Source organism: Clostridioides sp. GD02367 (assembly GCF_045900275.1).
GTDB lineage: Bacteria > Bacillota > Clostridia > Peptostreptococcales > Peptostreptococcaceae > Clostridioides > Clostridioides difficile_A.
In genome coordinates this window covers 64025-84759 of the sequence record NZ_JBJODK010000003.1, presented here as the reverse complement: position 1 = coordinate 84759, position 20735 = coordinate 64025, and the positions used below count along the sequence as shown (strand labels likewise).

The following is a 20735-nucleotide window of genomic DNA, read 5'->3' as shown; positions in this document are numbered from 1 at the left end:
GCTAACTAGAATCTAAAAAATAAAAGATTTCTTTATTTGAAATCTCTTCATTTTCTTAAATATAGAATAGCATAATTGAGTTTGAAATTCAATAGTTATTGATAATATTTATCATTTAAATTTTGTATATTTTTTTATGTTTAAAATTACTCCTTATACCTAAATCTTTAATGAGGATATTTTTCATATCATTTTATTTATATTACAAATCATCTTATATATTCATATATATTAGCCTTAATTTAGCTTGTATTTCCTATATTTAAATTTTTGACTATACAGATATATAGAAAAACACACCTTTTCTAAGATGCGCTATCTATAATACTGTATATTTTTTATAATTATTAGTTCTCTGGCATATCTATAAATTTTATTACTCTATATTTTCGTCTATCTCTATGAAATTCTATACTTAAAAACTCGTCAACATTTACATTAACTACATAGAATATCTGTATTTTACTGTCAAATTATAAATTATCTTTTTCCAGTATTCTTGTATTTATAAAGATTTAAATATAGGTACCCATTCCCCTGTTCTGTTCTAGGTATTCCAAGTGCTCTTGTACATTTTATTAATTGTGCATATAACTCAGCTTCATCTAAATCTCTCTCAAATTCTTCTCTAGCCCATTCTTTAATTAGTGCTAGTGACCCTGATACATATGGTGCACTCATACTAGTGCCACTCATAATAGCAAGTTTATTATCCATATAAGTTGATATAATATTTCTTCCTGGAGCTACCAAATCTATTGTGGTATTTGAATTACTAAACTTTTCAACTAAATAGTTTTCATTTATTGCACCTACTTCTATTACCTCAGCATAACTGGCTGGATAACTATACTCACTTGTACTAGAATCTCCATCTCCATTATTTCCTGCTGCACACACTACAGAAATATTATTCTTTACTGCTTGTAAAACTACATTTCTTAAGTTTTTGTCATCTTTATTTCCTCCAAGAGACATAGATATAATATCAACTTTGTTATTTATAGCAAAATTAACAGCATTAATTATACTTTGATATGTCCCAACACCATCTTTATTTAACGCCTTTGCTATTAATAATTTACAGTCTGGAGCTACACCCATAACCTCATTATTATAATTAGATGCAGCTATAATTCCTGCTACATGAGTTCCATGTCCATTAAAATCCTCATATATATTTTTATTTCCATTACTATCATCACTAAAGTTTGCGCCACCAATTATTTTACCTTTTAAAAGCGGATGAGAGCTGTCACAGCCTGTATCGATTATCCCAATTAAAATATTTTTCCCAGTATATCCTTCATCCCACATTCCTCTGGCATTCATTTGTTTTATTCCATAGGGAAACTTATTCTTTGCTCCTCTTAGATTTTCATTTATTTCATAAGGAATTAGTTTCATTCTTTTATTCATTATATATCCTCCTAAAAATTTTATTACTTATAAATATTATAAATTTGCTTTCATGATAAGTTTATAAATCAAATTAACAACTTATATCTACTTATTTATATTTATGATGTATTTTTTATTTTTAGGAGTCATATTTTATTGTATATAAAATAATATTTAGACAATTATATTAAAAGTAAAAATTTACTTATACTTATATTCTAAAGCGTAAGAAATTCAATATATTTATAATGATTTAAATCTTTTATATATCAGATAAAAAGGATATCTTATTAGTACTGGAACATTTAGATATCCTTTTTATATTTTTACTTAACTCTCTTATACATAATCTACTACTTCAACACTGCCCCTGTATTTGCTGATGTTACCAGTTTAGCATATCTACTTAAGTACCCATGTTTTATTTTAGGCTCTAAAGGTATAAATTTTAATCTTCTATTTTCTATTTCTATTTCATTTACTTTTAACTCTAATTTTTTTTCTGGTATATTGATAGAAATTATATCACCTTCCTCAACTATTCCAATTAAACCTCCTTCCATAGCTTCTGGAGAAATATGACCTATGGATGCTCCTCTAGTTGCTCCTGAAAAACGACCATCAGTAAGAAGTGCAACATGTTTATCAAGTCCCATTCCTGCAACTGCTGAAGTAGGAGATAACATTTCTTTCATTCCTGGACCTCCTTTTGGTCCTTCATATCTTATAACTATAACATCGCCTTTATTTATTTTTTTATTAAATATAGCACTTACAGCTTCTTCTTCTGAATTAAAAACTCTTGCTGGCCCTTCATGAACTAACATTTCCTCTGCAACTGCTGATTTTTTTACAACAGCTCCGTTTGTAGCAAGATTTCCTCTCAAGATTGCAAGTCCACCTTGTTCACTATATGGTTTTTTTAATGTATGTATTACTTCCTCATTTTCTATTTTACAATTTCTTATATTTTCTCCTATAGTCTTCCCTGTCACAGTTTTACAATTTAAGTTTATTCCTTCTATCTTAGAAAGTTCATTCATTATAGCTGGAATTCCTCCTGCCATATGTAAATCTTCAATATGATGTTTCCCACTTGGACTCAATTTTGTTAGACAAGGAGTTTTCTCACTTATTTCATCAAAAAAGTCTAAGTTAAGTTCTATTCCTGCTTCATAAGCTATTGCAGGTAAGTGAAGTACTGTATTTGTAGAACCAGCCATTGCCATATCCACAGTTATTGCATTTTTAAATGCATCTACTGTTAAAATATCTCTAGGTTTTATATCATTTTTAAGTAGTTCCATAACATACATACCTGCATATTTTGCTATTCTTTTTCTTTCTCCAGAATGTGATGCGGCAGTACCATTATATGGAATACCCATACCTAATGCTTCTGTTAAACAATTCATGCTATTTGCTGTAAAAAGCCCAGAACATGAACCACATCCAGGACAAGAGTTCATAGCTAATTCTTCTAATTCTTCTTCACTCATTGCTCCATCTTTACATGCTCCAACACCTTCCATAGCAGAGTTAAAATCGTACACTTTTCCATTTTTTCTGCCTGAAAGCATAGGGCCTCCACTCACAACAACGCTTGGTATATTAAGTCTTGCAGCAGCCATTAACATTCCTGGAACTATCTTATCACAATTAGGTATAAGTACTAAAGCATCAAAACCATGTGCCATAGCCATAGCTTCTATTGAATCTGCTATTAATTCTCTTGAAGCAAGTGAATAATTCATTCCAACATGTCCCATGGCTATACCATCACATACTCCTATGGCTGGAAATTCTAATGGTAACCCACCACTCATTCTAACACCAGTTTTTGCTGCTTCTGCTATTTCATCAAGGTGGAGATGACCAGGAATCACCTCATTTTGTGCATTTACTATACCTATTAAAGGTCTTTCAATTTCTTCTATAGTAAGACCCATTCCATACATTAATGCTCTCTTTGGAGCTCCCTCTATTCCTTTTTTTATATCACTTCTCATAATATTACCTCTTTCCCACTTTTTTAAATTTTCATAATATTATTATAATACATTTTTCTATTAATTAATTACGAAAAATCTAAAAAATATTAGTATCTACTAATGCAAAATTATTACAATTTACTATAAATATATTACACAATTGGATTATATAATTATATTTTTAATAAATTTTGAAAATCATATAGTAAGATTATTTATTCTATGAAACAGAATAAATAATCTTAATAGATAAATATCAGTATTTTCTGTTTTATTAGAATCTAGTAAATTCAATTGTTTACAAGCTATGAATATATATACTTTCGCTTTTATGTGTTTTGATGACAATTTTTATTTTTCTAGTATAAGAAACTGACAATCATGTTATCCAATTAGATTTATACTTCTTTTATCATATAAAGAAAACAGCCAATCATTTTGATTGACTGAATTACTTTAAGTATATTAAATATATGCACTCTAAAAAATCTTTTTGTTTTGCATATTTAAACTCTTTAGTATTTGTATTTTTTAGATACTTTTTTATTAATCAAATCTAATATTTGAAACTTTATTCCAATTAATCTCTCTTGAATAATCTTCTGGATGTGACAATTTAACTATATGTGTTGAATCATTACAATTATAATAAATTGTAGTAGTACCATTGATTGGGTTCTGCTTATATCCTTGATATACTGCACTTTTTGGAACCTTTTTTTCAACAAAATTATATGCAGATGAAGTGTCAATCGATTTTACTTCACTAGGAAATATTAGCATCCAAAAAGCTACAAATATAAAAATACATATACATGTAATACTATACCATTTAATCCATTTCATAGAATCCCTCCTATTTTACCAAAATATACTATTATTATTTCCATATATTTATAATATTTATGCATATGATAAAATTTTTTAAACATCCATATATAAGTATAGGAACTTTGGTTTTCTATGCTTTATTAAGATTAATAAGATATTTTTATAAATTAATAAATTTGTAAGATTTTATTAAAAGATTTTTAAAACTTAAAGCTTAATATAAATATAGTAGTTATATAGCTAAAACATAAATTTTGAAAGGAGATAAAATACAATTATGTGGATACTTTATTCATTTCTTTGCGCTATACTACCATGCTTGATATATCAAATAATTGTTATCAAAAGAAAAAACTTGAAATGTGAAAAGAATGTAGTAATACATTTAGTATGGGTATATATCTTTTTACTATATATTTACTTAGCACTTAGTAAAGCTGGTATTGGTAGCATCTGGGATATAGGAAGGTATAGAGAAATTATTAGATTTAATGAAATAAATCTAATACCATTTAGCTCAGTTGGTGCTTTAACATATATTTTAAATATAATTATGTTTATGCCTTTAGGATTTTTACTTCCTTTAATTTGGAAGGAATTTAGAAATATTATTAATGTATCAATAACTGGATTAGGTTTCTCATTATCAATTGAATTTTGTCAATTATTTAATCTTAGAACTACAGATATTGACGATTTAATGATGAATACATTAGGAGCTATTTTAGGATATTTAATATGGATATGTGTAAATAAGTTATTTAATTTGATGAAGAAAAATACTATTTTAGCACCGATATGTAAAAATATCATTCAAGATGAAATTGCTATTACAATCGATGATGAAATAAATAAAAAAACTACCCCTCTTTATAAAAATGAAGCTATCATATATTTAATATTGACTGTTTTAGGAGAATTCTTGTTATTTAATTGGTCCTTAATATACTATTGAATAATCTAAATAAAAAAACAAAAATATTTCAATATTCATAAAGATGTAAAGCCTTCTTTTCTATATTCTATATAAGGAAAGAAGGCTTCCATTCTTAAACATAAAATACACATTCACTATTTAATTGGCATCTGAAATATTTTATTAATATTATATCTAACTTTGTTAGATGTTATATAATCATATTTTGTTCCATTCTCAATAAAACTTTGTATATTATCCAACACTTGTATAGCTCTTGCATTGCTTTCATAAGTTCCTATTTTTTTAGTATTAAGATTTTCAAATACTACATAAATTCGACTATCATTTATTTTAATTTGATTAACTTGCATTAAATCAGTTTTATCTTGACTTCTAATTATTATCACATTAATTCCTCCATCTACTCAACTTATTTTAATTTATAAGAAGCAATATCATATAATTTATTTCTAGTATATTTAAACATTTAAATTTATTGAAACATCAAACTATTTATACTATAGCATCGTTTTATACATTTGGTAATTTCATTGTTAAAATATTTATTTATATTTAAATAAAATGTATCTAGATAGTATATATTTATTACTTATTTATGTTCTATTTTCAGAATATCACCTCTTTATCAATTACCATTTGTATAATTCATATTATACATATACAAATGGTAATTTTCAATATATTTTATTATTTTAATCTTTTTTTTTTATATTTTTGGTAATTTTATTTTACTTTTTATAAAAATAACTTATAATTTCGGTAAGGAGTGATGTACATATGGAAAGTTTAGGAGATAGAATAGCAAATTTACGAAAAGAATTGGATATAAATCAAAAAGAACTTGCTACTAAAGTCGGTATAACTGAGGCGAGTTTATCACGTTATGAAAATAATTTACGAGAACCTAAAAGTGAAATTATAGTAAGATTGGCAAAAGAACTGAAAACATCCACTGATTATTTACTGGGTGTAAATGAAAGTACAAAGATGAGTAAAGAAGATAAATTAATCATAGAAAACTTATCAGTCAGTGAAAAAACAAAAAAACTATTAGAAAAAATATATTCACTTGAAAAAGAAGATAGAGAAGCTATAGAAAAAATGATTGATAATGCTTATCTAAAAAGATTTCTCAAAGAAGAGAATTAATTCTCTTCTTTTTCTTTATTCAAAACCTCAAGTAATAATTCATAAAAAGTAATATCTTCACTCAATAAATAATCTAATTTCATTCCTGTATCTTCAATTTTTTCTTTTCTTGTAACAGTAGTATTTGATTTTTCCACATACACCATCCCCCAGCAAACTTACGTTCTTAATGTTAGTCAGAAATTCCAACAATTTTTTAATAAAGTTTATGTATTTATATTTTATAAAATATGTTATAATCATCCAAAATTTTCCTAGATAATTATCTTAACTATATAATAATACTTTTATTCTACAGATGCAATAAAAAACTCGTAATAATAACAAAAAAATCTATTATTGTAGAATCTTGTATATTTTTTACATTTTTATATATTTTTTAAGATATTTTTTATTATAAAACTTTTTATAAATATATAAAATTTTTATATTCATTTAACTTATTGTAGTTTTTTAGATAGAATTTAACTTTTCTCTAATAATCATTGTCTTTAAACTTTTACTTTGCATGTATTATTTATTATCTTTTTCAAGTTTCAACAAATATTCCTTTACCTTTATTCCTCCTAGATAACCTCTTAAACTGCCATTAGAACCTATTAGTCTATGACAAGGTATAAAGATAGAAATAGGATTTTTGCTATTTGCCATCCCTACTGCTCTGTATGCTTTAGGATTATTAATTATGTTTGCTAGTTCTATATAAGTCATTGTTTCTCCATATGGAATTTTACAAAGTTCATTCCAAACTTTTCTCATAAACTCACTTCCAGACAACTCTAAAGGTAAATCAAACTCTTTTCTATTTCCATCTAAATATTCTTTTAGTTGTTTATTTGCTTCTATTATAATTTTGGTTTCTTTGACTAAATATTCTTTAGAATCTAAGCTAGATGTGTCAAAAAACAGATTTGTAATACAACTATTTTTTTCTGCTATTCCTATTTTACCAATTTTAGTTTCATAATAAAAAATATTTTTCATTAGGTACAATATCCTTTCATATTCATTTATAACTTTAATTTTATTAATAATTTTACTCTTTTATATCATATATTTTATCAATCTTTATAAAAACTCAAAAACTTGAAATACTATACTTTCTATAAAGTATATTTATAAGTTATTCGTTATTATTTTTTAAGAGAATACTGCAAGCATCTCTATGTTCATGTCTATATTTAGTTGGAGATATATCATAATTCTTTTTAAATAAACGACTAAAATAATTTATACTATCAAAACCACATCTCATAGCAATTTCTGTCATATTTAAATCTGTTTGTTTTAAATAATATATAGCCTTATCAAGTCTTACTCCATTTATATAATCAGTTGTAGTCTTACCAGTTATTTGTTTGAATGTTCTACAAAAATGGTGTGTGCTCAAATTCATATTGCCAGCAAGTTCTTTTAATGTGATTTTATCCATGTATTTTTCTTCTATCAAATCAAATACACCTTCAAATTTTTCTAAAGAATATTTTCTTTCTATAAATTCTTCTTCAGAAAAGATTTTGTCAACATGATTTCTTAACAAAAATACTATAAATTGATAAATATTAGCTTTTATAGATAACTCATATCCAATTTCTTTATTGTCATATTCGTCAAGTATATCTTTAATATATTTTAAAATAAAAAAATCGTTTTGAATTAAATTCTTAAATACAATACGATTTAGAGTTATTGGTGCTAAGTACTTAGTTTGTAACAAATCAACTTGATTACTAAAAAGAAAACTAGGTTCAATACGAATAGTATAAAATTTTAGATTATCTGATAGACTTTCTAAATAATGTAATTCATTACTATTTGCTATTGCAATATTTCCAGATACTACTTTAAAATTACTCAAGCCACATTCTAAGTATGCTATACCATCAACAAAATAATATATTTGTAGATGCTCATGCCAATGTCTTTTAAAATTTTCTCCCTTTTTAATATCCTCTTTTAAAAAAATATCTATGAAACTTTCTTGACTTTTTCTGTCAAAATATTTGTTTTTATCATTCATTATTTACCTCTTATCAAAATAGTGCTAATTATAAGCAATATCGTTGTTGTATTCATTATTTCATATCGATATTATATAAAATGTAATTATTATTGTAAACATTAAAATAATACTAGTAATTATAATAAGGAGGTAATAAAAATGACAAAATTTTTTAAAGAAAGTGAAAACAAAAAAAGTATAACAGTTTTATTTGTAGTTATTGCAATGACTTTTATGGCAACATTAGATTCTAGTATTATAAATGTAGCACTTCCTGTTCTTGCAAGTGAATTAAATGTCTCTCTATCATCCATTGAATGGATAATAGCAAGTTATTCAATTATTATTTGTTCAACACTATTATTTTTCGGAAGACTTGGAGATATCATTGGTAAACCTAGAATATTTCAAGCAGGCACTATTCTTTTTACAACAGCTTCATTATTGTGTGGATTAAGTAATTCTTTAACTTTACTTATAATTTGCCGTTTTATTCAAGGAATAGGTGCTTCTGCTTACATGGCAAACAATCATGGAATCATTACAGAGTTATTTCCAAAGGAAAGTAGAGGTAAAGCTCTAGGAATTTTGGTTACTGCTGTTGCTATTGGCAATATGGTCGGACCATCTATAGGAGGATTTATTTTATCAATGTTTAATTGGAACTTTATATTCTTTATAAACATTCCAATAGGTATTATTGTAATATTTTTAAATACAAAATTTCTCCCAGACAGTAAAATAACTTCAGAAAAAATGGATAAGGCTGGTGCTATACTTCAATTCTTAGGAACAACATTATTTTTTAGTGCTCTAATTATTGCTCAACAAACGGGATTACTAAATCCATATATATTAATTACACTATTACTATCAATTATTTTTATTATATTATTTTTGATATTAGAAAAAAATCATCCTCAACCACTTCTTGACCTTGAAATTTTTAGAAACTTAAAATTTTCATTGAATTTAGTTTGTGCTCTTACATCATTCATTTGTATTGCATCATCTAGTATTTTAATTCCATTTTATTTACAAAATACTATGAAACTTTCCCCAATTCAAGCAGGTTTATTTATGATATTATCCCCTTTGATTTTAGCCATTTTTTCACCGATATTTGGGAATATATCAGATAAAATTAAGTCAGAAAAAATTATTTTAATTGGTCTTATTTTTATGAGCTTTGGATTTTTCTTAATGTCAAGATTAAAAGAGAGTTCTATCCTTATTTTATTCGTGATTTCTGTATCAATAATATCAATAGGACAATCTGTGTTTCAACCTGCCAATAATGCTTTGATAATGTCAAATTGCCCCAAAAGTAAGTTGGGAGTTGTCGGAAGTATAAATTCTCTTGTAAGAAATTTAGGTCAAGTTATAGGTATTACCATTTCTACAACACTTTTATATAATTTTATGAGTATTAAGGCTGGGTATAGGGTTAACGACTATATAATTGATAATGATAAAATATTTGTATTTGGAATGAGAAATGTTTATATTATTATTACACTTCTTTGCCTAATAGGGGCACTATTAATTGGCTTTTATTTATTTAAGTATAATAAAAATGAATAATAGTTTTTTACAATTATCTTAAAGTTATAAGTATCTTAGAACTATGAATATATCATAGAGAACTTATTAAAATACTGACTTTGAATCAGATTAGTTTTAATATATTGATTTAAAAGTATTTTTATTAGTTTGACAAAACATATATTTTATTATAGTTTATAAATCAAAAAGAAACAGGGTAAAATCTTTAACATAATTATACCCTGCTTCTTTTTTAATTATTTAACTAAAACTTCAATATTTTCATCTTTTCCATCTATAACTATAGTACATCCATCATATACTTCTCCAGCAATAAGTTTCTTTGCAATTACAGTTTCTAATGTATTTCCTATATATCTCTTAAGTGGTCTTGCTCCATATACAGGGTCATAACCCTCTCTCACCATAACATCTTTAGCTGAATCTGTAACCTCAATAGTAATATCTTTTTCTTTTAATCTATTTTTTAAATCTGTCATAAATATATCTATAATTTTCTTGATATTTTCTTGGTCTAGAGGCTTGAACATTATAATGTCATCTACTCTATTTAAAAACTCAGGTTTAAATCTGTGTTTCATTTCATTCATTACTAAGCTGTTAGTAGTCTCTGTTATATTTCCTCCTGCTTCTAATAGATAATTGCTTCCTATATTAGAAGTCATTATTATAAGAGTATTTTTGAAGTCCACAGTTTTACCCTTATTATCAGTAAGTCTACCATCATCCAATATTTGTAAGAACATGTTAAATACATCCTCATGTGCTTTTTCTATCTCATCAAATAGTATTACAGAATAAGGAGCACGTCTAACTGCTTCTGTAAGTTGTCCTCCTTCCTCATATCCTACATATCCTGGAGGAGGTCCAACTAATCTCGATACAGCATGTTTTTCCATGTATTCAGACATATCAATTCTAATTATATTATCTTCACTATCAAATAAATTTCTAGCAAGAGTTTTTGCAAGCTCAGTTTTACCAACACCTGTAGGTCCTAAGAAAATAAATGAACCAATTGGCTTTCTTTCATCTTTTAGACCAGCTCTTGCACGTATTACTGCATTTGAAACCGCTGTAACTGCTTCATCTTGCCCTATAACCCTTTTGTGAAGCTCTTCTTCTAGTTTAAGTAATTTTTCTCTTTCACCTTCAACTAGTTTAGTTACCGGTATACCTGTCCATTTTGATACAATACTAGATATTTCTTCTTCAGTAACTTCTTCCTTTAAAAGTGAATTTTCAGAACCATCTTTCATACTTTCTTCATAGTTCTTTATTTGTTCTTCTAATTTAGGTATTTCACCATACTTAACCTCTGCTGCTTTATTGAAATCATATTCTCTCTCATATTTTTCAGCTTTACCTTTAGCTTCATCCAATTGAGATTTTAAGTTTTTAATATCTAATATTTGACTCTTTTCTTTTTCGTATTTAGCAGTCATTTCATCATTTTTAGATTTTAATTCCGCTATTTCCTTTTGAATATCATCCAATCTTGATTTACTCTTATCATCATTTTCTTTAAGTAATGCTTCTCTTTCAGTTTCTAGCATAAATAACTTTCTTCTTACAACATCCAATTCTGTTGGTAACGAATCTATTTCACTACGAATCATAGCTCCTGCTTCATCAATTAAATCAATTGCTTTGTCTGGTAAAAATCTATCTTGTATATATCTATGAGAAAGTTTTGCTGCTGCTACAATAGCATTATCATGTATTCTTACTCCATGGTGTATCTCAAATCTTTCTTTTAAACCTCTAAGTATAGATATTGTATCTTCAACAGTAGGTTCTTCTGCAATTACAGGCTGAAAACGTCTTTCAAGTGCCTTATCTTTTTCTATATATTTTCTATATTCATCAAAAGTAGTTGCACCAATACAATTTAATTCACCTCTTGCAAGCATAGGCTTAATAAGATTACCTGCATCCATTGAACCTTCTGTCTTACCAGCTCCAACTATAGTATGAATTTCATCTATAAATAATATAATCTTTCCATCAGAACTTTGAACTTCTTTTAAAACTGCCTTTAATCTTTCTTCAAATTCACCTCTATACTTTGCCCCAGCAATTAATGCTCCCATATCAAGGGAAAATACAATTTTGTCTTTTAATCCTTCTGGTACATCACCTCTTACAATTCTCTCTGCTAATCCTTCAACAATTGCAGTTTTACCTACACCTGGCTCACCAATTAATACAGGATTATTTTTAGTTCTTCTTGATAAAATTCTTATAATTCTTCTTATTTCTTCATCTCTTCCAATTACAGGGTCTAATTTATTTTTCTTAGCTAAATCTACTAGGTTTGTTCCATATCTAGCAAGTGCATCATATGTCCCTTCTGGGTCTTGTGTTTCTACTCTTTGGCTCCCTCTAACTTGTGATAAAACATTTAAAAAGTCATTTTTATTTATATTATATTGTTTTAATATTTTACCAACAATTGATTTTGATTCTGTTTCCATCATTGCAAGCATGACATGCTCTACACTTATATATGAATCTTTAAATTCTTTAGAAATACTCTCTGCCTTTATAAGTACTTCATTTATTTTTCTAGTAGCTGATACTCCTTGTGAGTCAGCGCCTTCTCCATATACTTTTGGAAGCTTATCCAGTTCAGAATTTACAGTATTTCTCAAAGAATCAATTGATATATTCATTTTTTCGATTATATTTGGTATTAATCCATCTTCTTGGTTAATAAGTGCTGAGAAAAGATGAATTACATCTACTTGTTGGTTGTGATTTTTTACTGCTTCATTATAAGCCTCATTTAAACTTTTTTGAACTCTTAAAGTCATTTTTTCTACGTCCATATAAATCCCTCCATTTTAATATTATATCCAAATAAATTAAATTCTCTCATTTATGATTATTGATTTCCTAAGCTCCAAAAGACTATCGAGTAAATTCTCATTTTTTTGCATGTCAAAACTTAACGTTAGATTAAAAGTTTCATCTGAATTAAAAAAATCAAATACTTCTTTTGATTTTGCCCTTAAGTATAAATCTTCATCTATAAGTCTTTTTTCACCAATTAATAAATATTGACATTTATCTATAAAACTCTTTCTAAAATCAATAGTATATAGATTTTCTAAAATATTATATTGATAAATAGCAATATTGTTAAACACTTTTAATATGTTTGAATTTACAAAATTGTAAATTTGATTATCGTTATACAGTGATATTTGTTCATATATATACTCCCTAAATAAAGGATGAATGTTTTGTTTAAGTTTTAAAGTGACTTCGGCTGGTATTTCAAAATAAAGCTTCCAGTACCTAGAATTATTTTTTTCTAATATAAAAGCTACTCTATTTAAACTAGCACGACTAATCTCTTTTAGTGTACAATCAAAATTGTAGTGTCTTAAACTAGTTTTTTCATTCTCAAATACATAATCAAACCACTGTAGAACATTTCTATCAAGTTTTAAACTCATATAAAAACCTTCTTCCTTATTTACTAACCTTACTAGGTCTTTTTATCTCATTATATTCTGCTAATAAACTTTCTTTATCAGCTCTACTACCTTTATAAGCTATATGTGGATTTATCATATACTCCCCATTTTTCACTCTCTGTAAAAAATCCATTTTTTTCAATTCTGTAAACAATGAAGATAAAGAAGTTTTTGGATATTCAAGTTCACAAGATAATTCATGTAGTGTTTTTCTAATCTTATTATTTTTATCCATAGAGTTTATTAATTTTAATGGAATTAAATCTCTTTTAGTATACATTCCTTCTACTACTTTAATATAATTTTTAAAGCAAATATTCATATATTTACTTTTATTCATAACTAAATCTTTACTCTCTGTATATTCCTGATTTAGGTCTTTTTTTAATGTCTTATCTAAATTAAATATCTCTTATCACTCTCCTTACCTCTAATTGATAATATAAATATATTACAAAAAAATATGTATGTCAAAAGTAAGAATGCAAGAAGTTTAGCTCTATACTAAACTTTTGTTTACCTATAAGCTAAACTTTATTACGTTTTTAAATTAGCATTTCCAATTTATTGGTAACATTTTAGAACAATATTTATAAATTTTTTTTAAAATTTTAATACATCAAAAAAAACTAGTATCTTATAAAATACTTTTTTCAAATATATATATTTCAAATTCCTTTTTTTCTAAAAACAGTTGACATATTATATATATATTTATATAATGTGTATATACTATATATACACTTTAAGGAGGTGTTTTGTTGAATATAGTTATTAGTAATTCAAGTGGAAAGCCAATATATGAACAAATTACTACACAAATTAAAAGTATGATTATAAGTGGAGAATTACCAGAAGGGTCAGCTCTTCCAAGTATGAGACTATTGGCAAAGGAACTTAGAATAAGCGTGATTACTACAAAACGAGCATATAGTGATTTAGAACGTGATGGATTTATTGAGACAGTTACTGGTAAAGGTAGCTTTGTATCTAGTAAAAACATGGATTTTGTGAAAGAAGAGCAATTTCGTTTAATTGAAGAGTATCTACAAAAAGCAGTTGATACAGCTAAAAGTAGTGGTATTACATATGACGAACTAAAAGATATTTTACTTTTATTATATAAGGGAGAATGATAATTATGGATGCAATAACTATAAAAAACTTAAATAAAACTTATAAAGATTTTAGTCTACAAAATGTATCTTTTTCAGTACCAAAAGGAAGCATAATGGGATTTGTAGGTGAAAATGGTGCAGGAAAAACTACTACATTAAAAGCAATTTTAAATTTAATTTCTTATGATAGTGGAAATATAGAAATATTTGGTCTTGATAACAAAAAAAATGAAAAAGAAATTAAGGAACAAATTGGTGTTGTATTTGAAGGAAGTAATTTTCATGAAAATTTAAATCTAGATAATGTATCAAAAATTATGAGTAAAATCTATAAAAATTGGAATCATGCATTATTCAAAGACTATTTAAAAAAGTTGAGAGTTCCAGAGAATAAGCTAATTAAGGAGTTTTCAAAGGGTAACAAAATGAAACTTAGTATTGCTGTAGCTTTATCACATAATCCAAAATTATTAATTCTAGATGAAGCAACTAGTTCACTTGACCCTATTGTTCGTGAAGAAATATTGGATATATTTTTAGATTTTATACAAGATGAAGAACACTCTATTATTTTATCTTCACATATTACAAGTGATTTAGATAAAATAGCAGACTATATTACATTTATACATAAAGGTAAAATAGTCTTTAGTGAAAATAAGGATGAATTAATTAATAATATGGGAATTTTAAAATGCAAACCTACTGATTTTGATAATATTTCAAAAGAAGATTACTCATATTATCGTAAAAGCCAATTTGGATATGAAGTACTTCTTAATGATAAATATAGATTTATAACAAAACATCCAAACTTTGTAGTTGATAATACGTCTATAGAAGAAATTATGTTATTTTATGTGAGAGGTGATAAATAATGAAAGGCTTAATTTTAAAAGATTTAATTAATTTAAAAGGCAATATAAAATTTCTACTTTTATTTGTAATTATGTTTGGGCTTATATCTTCTTTTGGAGGAGGAGATGCTAATAATCTTGTGGGTATTATTGTAGTCCTATGTACAACAATGATTGTTTCAACATTCTCATATGATGATTTAAATAAATGGGATAGTTATGTACTTACAATGCCTATTAAGCGTAATGATATTGTACTAAGTAAATATTTGACTATGTTAATATTTAGCTTTGTAGGTGTATTGGTTTCACTTATACTTAGTATCATTATTGGTTATTTTAAACATAATTTTATATTAAGTGAAACTCTACTTATTAATGCATTAGTCTTATCTATTTCAATATGTTTTGGTAGTCTTATCTTACCACTTGTTTATAAATTTGGTACAGAAAAAGCTCGTATATTAATGATTTTATGTTTTTTAGTTCCAACATTACTTTTATTAGTTTCTAAAAATATTCTAGAAACTATTAGTTCACCTCTTTCACTAGAAATTATATTTAATACACTATTATATTCTCTTCCATTTATTGCTATATTGCTATTTGTAATTTCATATTTTATATCATCAAAAATTTATAGCAAAAAAGAAATATAAAATATTTTATATGGGTTTTTATTTAAACTGTTTAAGTAAGATTTTATTAAAAATACTATCAATTTTGTTTTGATAGTATTTTATTTTTATGTCTTATATCTACTCGGTATTATATTTTGAATATTTATCTTTAATAATACTTTACTCTTTTATCAGTATATTCATTCAACATGATGTTCATATAAATTTAATTATTAATTACATTCTTGAATCTAAAAACAAGACTCTGTTTAAAAATAATTCTTATACACAGTAAATTAAATTATTTTAATACTTAATTCCCAAAATCACTAAATTTATTAATCATTATTAATAGAATTAAAGCTCTATTTTGTTTTTAAAAATTTTAATCTTGATAATATAAAGTTAAAAATAAATTTTCTTAATTTGACATCAGCATAAATGACTATTAGAATAATGTTAAACTAGAGTATTTCAATTGTTCTAGATAAAAAATGAAAATAAATAAAAGATTGTATAAGGAGACAGTTCAAACACGGAATTAGAAATTACAGAAAAAGTAGAAAAGCAAGATGAGGATGTTATTTTTCAAGGATTATTAGAATATAACCTTACTAATCTTGAAAATAAAAAAATACATATTTAGGAGGTACACATGCTAGGTCAAAAATGTATGAATTATCTGCAAACATTAGGAAAAATAAGTTCAACAACAAATGGTCTTACAAGACTTATATTAACTGATGAACATAAAAAATCTATTGATTTAATAAGTTCATGGATGAAAGATTTGAATCTTGATATTGAAATTGATGATATTGGAAATGTCATAGGTACATATAAATCTAATATTCCAAATGCCCCTACATTAGTAGTTGCATCTCATCAAGATAGTGTAAAATGTGGAGGTATATTTGATGGTATGCTAGGAATAATAGTCCCTTTAATTGGACTTGAAGAGTCAAGAAACAAGAATAAATCTTATCCTTTCAACATTAAGCTAGTTGCCTTCGCCGAAGAGGAAGGAACTAGATTTGAAACATCTTTAATGGGAAGTAAAGTTTTTGCTGGCACTTTTAAAGAGAATCTTCTTAAATCTGTTGATGAAAATGGAATTACACTTGAAGAAGCTGTAACAAAGTTTGGATTTAATACTAAAAACTTAATAAATTTACATCCTAGAAAAGATATAGATGCGTATTTAGAATTTCATATTGAACAAGGACCTGTCTTAGAAAATGAATCTCTTCCTGCTGGAATTGTATCAAGTATTACAGGATTTAAAAGTTTTAAGATATCAGTAAATGGTAAATCTGGACATGCTGGTACACTACCAATGGATATGAGATTTGATGCTGGATGTTGTGCTTGTGAATGTGTGTTAGCCATTGAAAATATAGCTAGAATGACTACTAATTTAGTTGCTACTGTTGGAAAGATGAATTTCTATCCATCTTCATCAAATGTAGTACCTGAAAGGGTTGAATTTACCCTTGATGTACGTTCTTGTTCTCAAGAAGTTCTTGATAGTTCAGTAGAAAAGATATTCAACGAAATATCTCATATATGTGAGGATAGAAAGCTTAATTATACAAGTGAACTTTCTTTTGAAAATGTTCCTGTACCATGTTCTGATAAAATAACTAAAACTATAGAAAAAAGTTTTATAGACTTAAATCTTAATCCTTTTTATATTTACAGTGGAGCTGGTCATGATGCTCAAGAAATGGACAATATAACTGATATTGGTATGGTATTTATAAGATGCGCTGGAGGAATAAGTCATAATCCTGACGAAAGTGTTTCTGTAGATGATTTAGATATTGCTGTAAAAATATTTTTAAAAATATTAGATAATCTCGATTTAAAATAATTTTATACCAGAAAAAATACACAATTAAAGCATATTATCATTACTTACCTTATGCTATATAATTGTATTATATTATCTATTATAAAAGCAGACTTTTATACTATTATATAACCAGTTTTGATATTTTATACCTAAGATAAATTTGTACATTAAGGAGATAATTTTTATGGATGAAAAATTAATTGGAATTTTAGCTGGAATGGGCCCAAGGTCAACTGCACCATTTGTGGATTTAGTTATTGATGAATGTCAATCACAATATGGAGCAAAATATGATGATGAGTTCCCAAAGATGATGATATATTCCTTACCTACTCCATTTTACATTGACCGTTCAATAAACCATGAACTTATGAAACAAACTATTATTGATGGTTTGCAAAAACTTGAATCAATTGGAGTAAATTTTATTGCTATGCCATGTAATTCAGCACATATATACTTTAAAGAATTAAAAGAATCAATTAATATACCACTGTTAAACATTGTAGAAGAAACCATTAAGAAACTTCCTACTGTCTCACAAAAAGTAACCCTTTTTTCAACTAAATCAACGTTTGAATCTACAATTTATCAAGAGGGCATACTACATAATGGGCATGAGTTTATATTTAAAGATGAATGGCAGAAAAAATTAAATACTCTTATTCAAAATATAAAAACAGATAAAGGAAACCCATATAATATTGATATTTGGAATGAACTTATTGAAGATGTGAAAAAAGAATCTATTAAAAATATAATAATTGCTTGTACTGATTTAAATGTAGTTTTAGAAAAATCTCATTCTTCAATTAATATTATCGATTCATCAAAATGTTTAGCTGAAGCAGTTATCAATAAATATCTAAAACTAGCTAAATAAATTTTTAGATACTATATTTTAGAAAAGATACAAGTTGTTTGTTTAGTTAAAAAAATATAAACCTATAGTTTTATATTTTAGTTCTTTGATGATATAAAATTTAACTATATATTATAGTATTTTAATAGAAAAGGATACCAAGATTGGTATCCTTTTTAAATATTTTTCTATTTATTACATTTAAGATTATACTATTGAATAGTACCCATAGAATTAGATAACTCTTGTCCTGCTGTAACAAGATTAGATAATAATACATCAGCTACTGCATCATTAACTGAACTTATTATCCATTTGTTATCTTTTTTAGAACACCCAAACTCTACAGTTTTTGTTACATAAGTCTCTTTAACACTTTTTTGTTTTTCTTTCATAATTGATACTAGCATTTCAGTTGTTTTTTCATCAGTTAAGTCTTGTCCTGAAAAACTCATACCAAGCATCTTTGTAAATGCTTCAGCTACTATCTCTTTAAGTAATGGTGTTGAATCTACAAACTTACACTCTACTTTTACTGTCGCCTTATTATCTTTAATCTCACTATCTTTTATTGTATATGTGATTTTAGATGCATTCTGTTTTAGATAATCTAAAGCATACTGTGCATTTGGGTCTTTTGTATCTAGTTCTTTTAATACATCTTTATATTTTTCGTCATTATTCTCCATTACCTTATTCATGCCTTCAAAGTCAAACTTCTTTGCACTGTTAAAAAAACTATCGATTGTATCTTCTGGTTTTGCACTTGAACATGCTGTTAAAGATATTGCTAATAAAAAAGTTGTTAAAACTAATATGATTTTTTTCATATCTCAAATCCTCCCTCTTAATTTGTTGATACATAAGTTATTTTAACATATAATAAGAGTTTTTGAATAATATATTTAGAATATTTATGCATTTTCCTTAAAATAAGGCTTAGGATAAAGGATATCTATACTAAACTGTTATTCATGTCTACATCAGTCATAGTAGAAACCATAACCGCTTTTATAGTATGCATTCTATTTTCAGCTTCTTCAAATACCTTTGAATATTTTGAATTAAATACCTCATCTGTAACCTCTAGCTCTGATAATCCAAATTTTTCATAAATTTCTTGAGCAACTTTAGTTTCTAAGTCATGGAATGCTGGAAGGCAGTGTAAAAATATAACATTTTCATTTTCAGTTTTCTTTATCATTTCCATATTTACTTGATAATCCTTAAGTTGATTTATTCTTGTTTCATATTGTTCTTCTTCTCCCATAGAAACCCATACATCTGTATATATAACATCTGCACCTTTTACATCATTAATATTCTCAGTCAATATTATATCTCCCTTAGATTTCTTAGCTATCTCCTTCATATCATTCACTAACTCTTCATTTGGCCAAAGTTCTTTAGGTGCAAGTGCTACAAAATGGATTCCCATTTTAGCACATCCTATCATTAATGAATTTCCCATATTATTTCTAGCATCACCAACATACACGAATTTGACTTTATTCAAATCCTTATCTACATTTTCAATCACTGTTAAAAAATCTGCAAGTATTTGCGTTGGATGGTATTCATCTGTAAGTCCATTCCAAACAGGTACACCAGAATATTTAGCCAAGCTTTCAACTGTTTCCTGTTTAAAGCCTCTAAACTCTATTCCATCATAAAATCTGCCTAAGACTTTTGCTGTATCAGATACAGACTCTTTTTTTCCCATATGGCAATCATTAGGGCCTAGATAAGTTACATGTGCTCCTTCATCATGGGCAGCTACTTCAAATGAACATCTAGTTCTTGTTGATGTTTTCTCAAATAATAAAGCTATATTTTTCCCTTGTAGTAAATCTCCTTTTATGCCGACCTTTTTCTTAGTTTTTAAATAACTAGATAAAGTTAATAAGTATCTGATTTCCTCTTTTGTAAAATCCTTTAATGTTAAAAAACTCTTTCCCTTTAAGCTTATATTATTCATATTCATTCTCCCCTTTTTGTAAACTTTTTAAATTCAGTTAAATTTGCGAGTTATTTATTTTATATATCTTAATTCTTTAT

20 protein-coding genes are annotated in these 20735 nt (G+C 26.2%); 8 read left to right on the top strand and 12 right to left on the bottom strand.

All coding sequences use genetic code 11. The features are described from left to right. Positions 1–480: 480 nt before the first annotated feature. From Q3223_RS04440 to Q3223_RS04430, 3 genes are all read right to left on the bottom strand, one after another. Positions 481–1419 (bottom strand): S8 family peptidase, encoded by a 939-nt coding sequence (locus Q3223_RS04440; RefSeq protein WP_054270465.1) that lies wholly within the window; start codon positions 1417–1419, stop codon positions 481–483. 335 nt (positions 1420–1754) lie between these two features. Continuing rightward, positions 1755–3410 carry a dihydroxy-acid dehydratase gene (ilvD, locus tag Q3223_RS04435; protein ID WP_219673942.1) on the bottom strand — a complete coding sequence of 552 codons (1656 nt, stop codon included), beginning with the start codon at positions 3408–3410 and terminating at the stop codon, positions 1755–1757. A gap of 528 nt (positions 3411–3938) precedes the next feature. Beyond that, positions 3939–4238: a hypothetical protein gene (locus Q3223_RS04430; RefSeq protein WP_407811680.1), complete on the bottom strand. Its 300-nt coding sequence runs from the start codon at positions 4236–4238 to the stop codon at positions 3939–3941. A 262-nt stretch (positions 4239–4500) separates the two neighbouring features. Between Q3223_RS04430 and Q3223_RS04425 the strand changes: the two genes are divergently transcribed. Beyond that, positions 4501–5178, top strand: coding sequence for a VanZ family protein (locus Q3223_RS04425; protein WP_222153466.1), 678 nt, complete (start codon positions 4501–4503; stop codon positions 5176–5178). A 116-nt stretch (positions 5179–5294) separates the two neighbouring features. Here the strand turns inward: Q3223_RS04425 and Q3223_RS04420 are convergent, their stop codons facing one another. After that, positions 5295–5549: a hypothetical protein gene (locus Q3223_RS04420; RefSeq protein WP_054270469.1), complete on the bottom strand. Its 255-nt coding sequence runs from the start codon at positions 5547–5549 to the stop codon at positions 5295–5297. 391 nt (positions 5550–5940) lie between these two features. Between Q3223_RS04420 and Q3223_RS04415 the strand changes: the two genes are divergently transcribed. Then, positions 5941–6312 (top strand): helix-turn-helix domain-containing protein, encoded by a 372-nt coding sequence (locus Q3223_RS04415; RefSeq protein WP_054270470.1) that lies wholly within the window; start codon positions 5941–5943, stop codon positions 6310–6312. Here Q3223_RS04415 and Q3223_RS04410 read toward each other — a convergent pair. The 3 genes from Q3223_RS04410 to Q3223_RS04400 form a co-directional block, all read right to left on the bottom strand. Beyond that, on the bottom strand, positions 6309–6449 hold the full coding sequence (locus Q3223_RS04410) for a hypothetical protein (protein ID WP_065388392.1): 141 nt from the start codon (positions 6447–6449) through the stop codon (positions 6309–6311). The two genes, Q3223_RS04415 and Q3223_RS04410, sit on opposite strands and share 4 nt — an antisense overlap. Positions 6450–6825: 376 nt before the next feature. Next, positions 6826–7296: a methylated-DNA--[protein]-cysteine S-methyltransferase gene (locus Q3223_RS04405; protein WP_054270472.1), complete on the bottom strand. Its 471-nt coding sequence runs from the start codon at positions 7294–7296 to the stop codon at positions 6826–6828. Between the two features lie 139 nt (positions 7297–7435). Beyond that, complete coding sequence (locus Q3223_RS04400) at positions 7436–8332, bottom strand: AraC family transcriptional regulator (protein ID WP_167640970.1); 897 nt, start codon at positions 8330–8332, stop codon at positions 7436–7438. A 141-nt stretch (positions 8333–8473) separates the two neighbouring features. On the opposite strand from Q3223_RS04400, the gene Q3223_RS04395 reads away from it, so the two are divergent. Next, complete coding sequence (locus Q3223_RS04395) at positions 8474–9898, top strand: MFS transporter (RefSeq protein WP_407811679.1); 1425 nt, start codon at positions 8474–8476, stop codon at positions 9896–9898. A 218-nt stretch (positions 9899–10116) separates the two neighbouring features. Here Q3223_RS04395 and clpB read toward each other — a convergent pair whose 3' ends face one another. From clpB to Q3223_RS04380, 3 genes are read right to left on the bottom strand one after another with little or no spacing between them, the layout of a single operon-like run. After that, positions 10117–12711: an ATP-dependent chaperone ClpB gene (gene clpB / locus Q3223_RS04390; protein WP_054270475.1), complete on the bottom strand. Its 2595-nt coding sequence runs from the start codon at positions 12709–12711 to the stop codon at positions 10117–10119. A gap of 36 nt (positions 12712–12747) precedes the next feature. After that, complete coding sequence (locus Q3223_RS04385) at positions 12748–13344, bottom strand: hypothetical protein (RefSeq protein ID WP_054270476.1); 597 nt, start codon at positions 13342–13344, stop codon at positions 12748–12750. A gap of 16 nt (positions 13345–13360) precedes the next feature. Then, positions 13361–13705: a replication/maintenance protein RepL gene (locus Q3223_RS04380; RefSeq protein WP_054270477.1), complete on the bottom strand. Its 345-nt coding sequence runs from the start codon at positions 13703–13705 to the stop codon at positions 13361–13363. Positions 13706–14126: 421 nt separating this feature from the next. Here Q3223_RS04380 and Q3223_RS04375 point away from each other — a divergent pair, with 421 nt between their 5' ends. From Q3223_RS04375 to Q3223_RS04355, 5 genes are all read left to right on the top strand, one after another. Next, positions 14127–14501: a GntR family transcriptional regulator gene (locus tag Q3223_RS04375; protein WP_021384840.1), complete on the top strand. Its 375-nt coding sequence runs from the start codon at positions 14127–14129 to the stop codon at positions 14499–14501. After that, positions 14498–15361 carry an ABC transporter ATP-binding protein gene (locus Q3223_RS04370; protein WP_407811678.1) on the top strand — a complete coding sequence of 288 codons (864 nt, stop codon included), beginning with the start codon at positions 14498–14500 and terminating at the stop codon, positions 15359–15361. Before Q3223_RS04375 ends, Q3223_RS04370 begins: the two co-directional genes overlap by 4 nt. Next, positions 15361–15999: an ABC-2 transporter permease gene (locus tag Q3223_RS04365; protein ID WP_407811677.1), complete on the top strand. Its 639-nt coding sequence runs from the start codon at positions 15361–15363 to the stop codon at positions 15997–15999. Before Q3223_RS04370 ends, Q3223_RS04365 begins: the two co-directional genes overlap by 1 nt. Before the next feature lie 616 nt (positions 16000–16615). After that, positions 16616–17833 carry a M20 family metallo-hydrolase gene (locus Q3223_RS04360; RefSeq protein WP_054270480.1) on the top strand — a complete coding sequence of 406 codons (1218 nt, stop codon included), beginning with the start codon at positions 16616–16618 and terminating at the stop codon, positions 17831–17833. 166 nt (positions 17834–17999) lie between these two features. Continuing rightward, complete coding sequence (locus Q3223_RS04355) at positions 18000–18698, top strand: amino acid racemase (protein WP_167640667.1); 699 nt, start codon at positions 18000–18002, stop codon at positions 18696–18698. A 191-nt stretch (positions 18699–18889) separates the two neighbouring features. Here the strand turns inward: Q3223_RS04355 and Q3223_RS04350 are convergent, their stop codons facing one another. Both Q3223_RS04350 and argF read right to left on the bottom strand, forming a co-directional pair. Next, on the bottom strand, positions 18890–19507 hold the full coding sequence (locus tag Q3223_RS04350) for a hypothetical protein (protein ID WP_407811676.1): 618 nt from the start codon (positions 19505–19507) through the stop codon (positions 18890–18892). A 125-nt stretch (positions 19508–19632) separates the two neighbouring features. After that, positions 19633–20655, bottom strand: coding sequence for an ornithine carbamoyltransferase (argF, locus tag Q3223_RS04345; protein WP_054270482.1), 1023 nt, complete (start codon positions 20653–20655; stop codon positions 19633–19635). Positions 20656–20735 lie beyond the last annotated feature (80 nt).

Coding starts and splice junctions, on each gene's coding strand:
- Q3223_RS04440 (WP_054270465.1), bottom strand. CDS start 1,419: ATGAATAAAAGAATGAAACTAATTCCTTATGAAATAAATGAAAATCTA.
- ilvD (WP_219673942.1), bottom strand. CDS start 3,410: ATGAGAAGTGATATAAAAAAAGGAATAGAGGGAGCTCCAAAGAGAGCA.
- Q3223_RS04430 (WP_407811680.1), bottom strand. CDS start 4,238: ATGAAATGGATTAAATGGTATAGTATTACATGTATATGTATTTTTATA.
- Q3223_RS04425 (WP_222153466.1), top strand. CDS start 4,501: ATGTGGATACTTTATTCATTTCTTTGCGCTATACTACCATGCTTGATA.
- Q3223_RS04415 (WP_054270470.1), top strand. CDS start 5,941: ATGGAAAGTTTAGGAGATAGAATAGCAAATTTACGAAAAGAATTGGAT.
- Q3223_RS04405 (WP_054270472.1), bottom strand. CDS start 7,296: ATGAAAAATATTTTTTATTATGAAACTAAAATTGGTAAAATAGGAATA.
- Q3223_RS04400 (WP_167640970.1), bottom strand. CDS start 8,332: ATGAATGATAAAAACAAATATTTTGACAGAAAAAGTCAAGAAAGTTTC.
- Q3223_RS04395 (WP_407811679.1), top strand. CDS start 8,474: ATGACAAAATTTTTTAAAGAAAGTGAAAACAAAAAAAGTATAACAGTT.
- clpB (WP_054270475.1), bottom strand. CDS start 12,711: ATGGACGTAGAAAAAATGACTTTAAGAGTTCAAAAAAGTTTAAATGAG.
- Q3223_RS04385 (WP_054270476.1), bottom strand. CDS start 13,344: ATGAGTTTAAAACTTGATAGAAATGTTCTACAGTGGTTTGATTATGTA.
- Q3223_RS04380 (WP_054270477.1), bottom strand. CDS start 13,705: ATGAATAAAAGTAAATATATGAATATTTGCTTTAAAAATTATATTAAA.
- Q3223_RS04370 (WP_407811678.1), top strand. CDS start 14,498: ATGATAATTATGGATGCAATAACTATAAAAAACTTAAATAAAACTTAT.
- Q3223_RS04365 (WP_407811677.1), top strand. CDS start 15,361: ATGAAAGGCTTAATTTTAAAAGATTTAATTAATTTAAAAGGCAATATA.
- Q3223_RS04360 (WP_054270480.1), top strand. CDS start 16,616: ATGCTAGGTCAAAAATGTATGAATTATCTGCAAACATTAGGAAAAATA.
- Q3223_RS04355 (WP_167640667.1), top strand. CDS start 18,000: ATGGATGAAAAATTAATTGGAATTTTAGCTGGAATGGGCCCAAGGTCA.
- Q3223_RS04350 (WP_407811676.1), bottom strand. CDS start 19,507: ATGAAAAAAATCATATTAGTTTTAACAACTTTTTTATTAGCAATATCT.
- argF (WP_054270482.1), bottom strand. CDS start 20,655: ATGAATAATATAAGCTTAAAGGGAAAGAGTTTTTTAACATTAAAGGAT.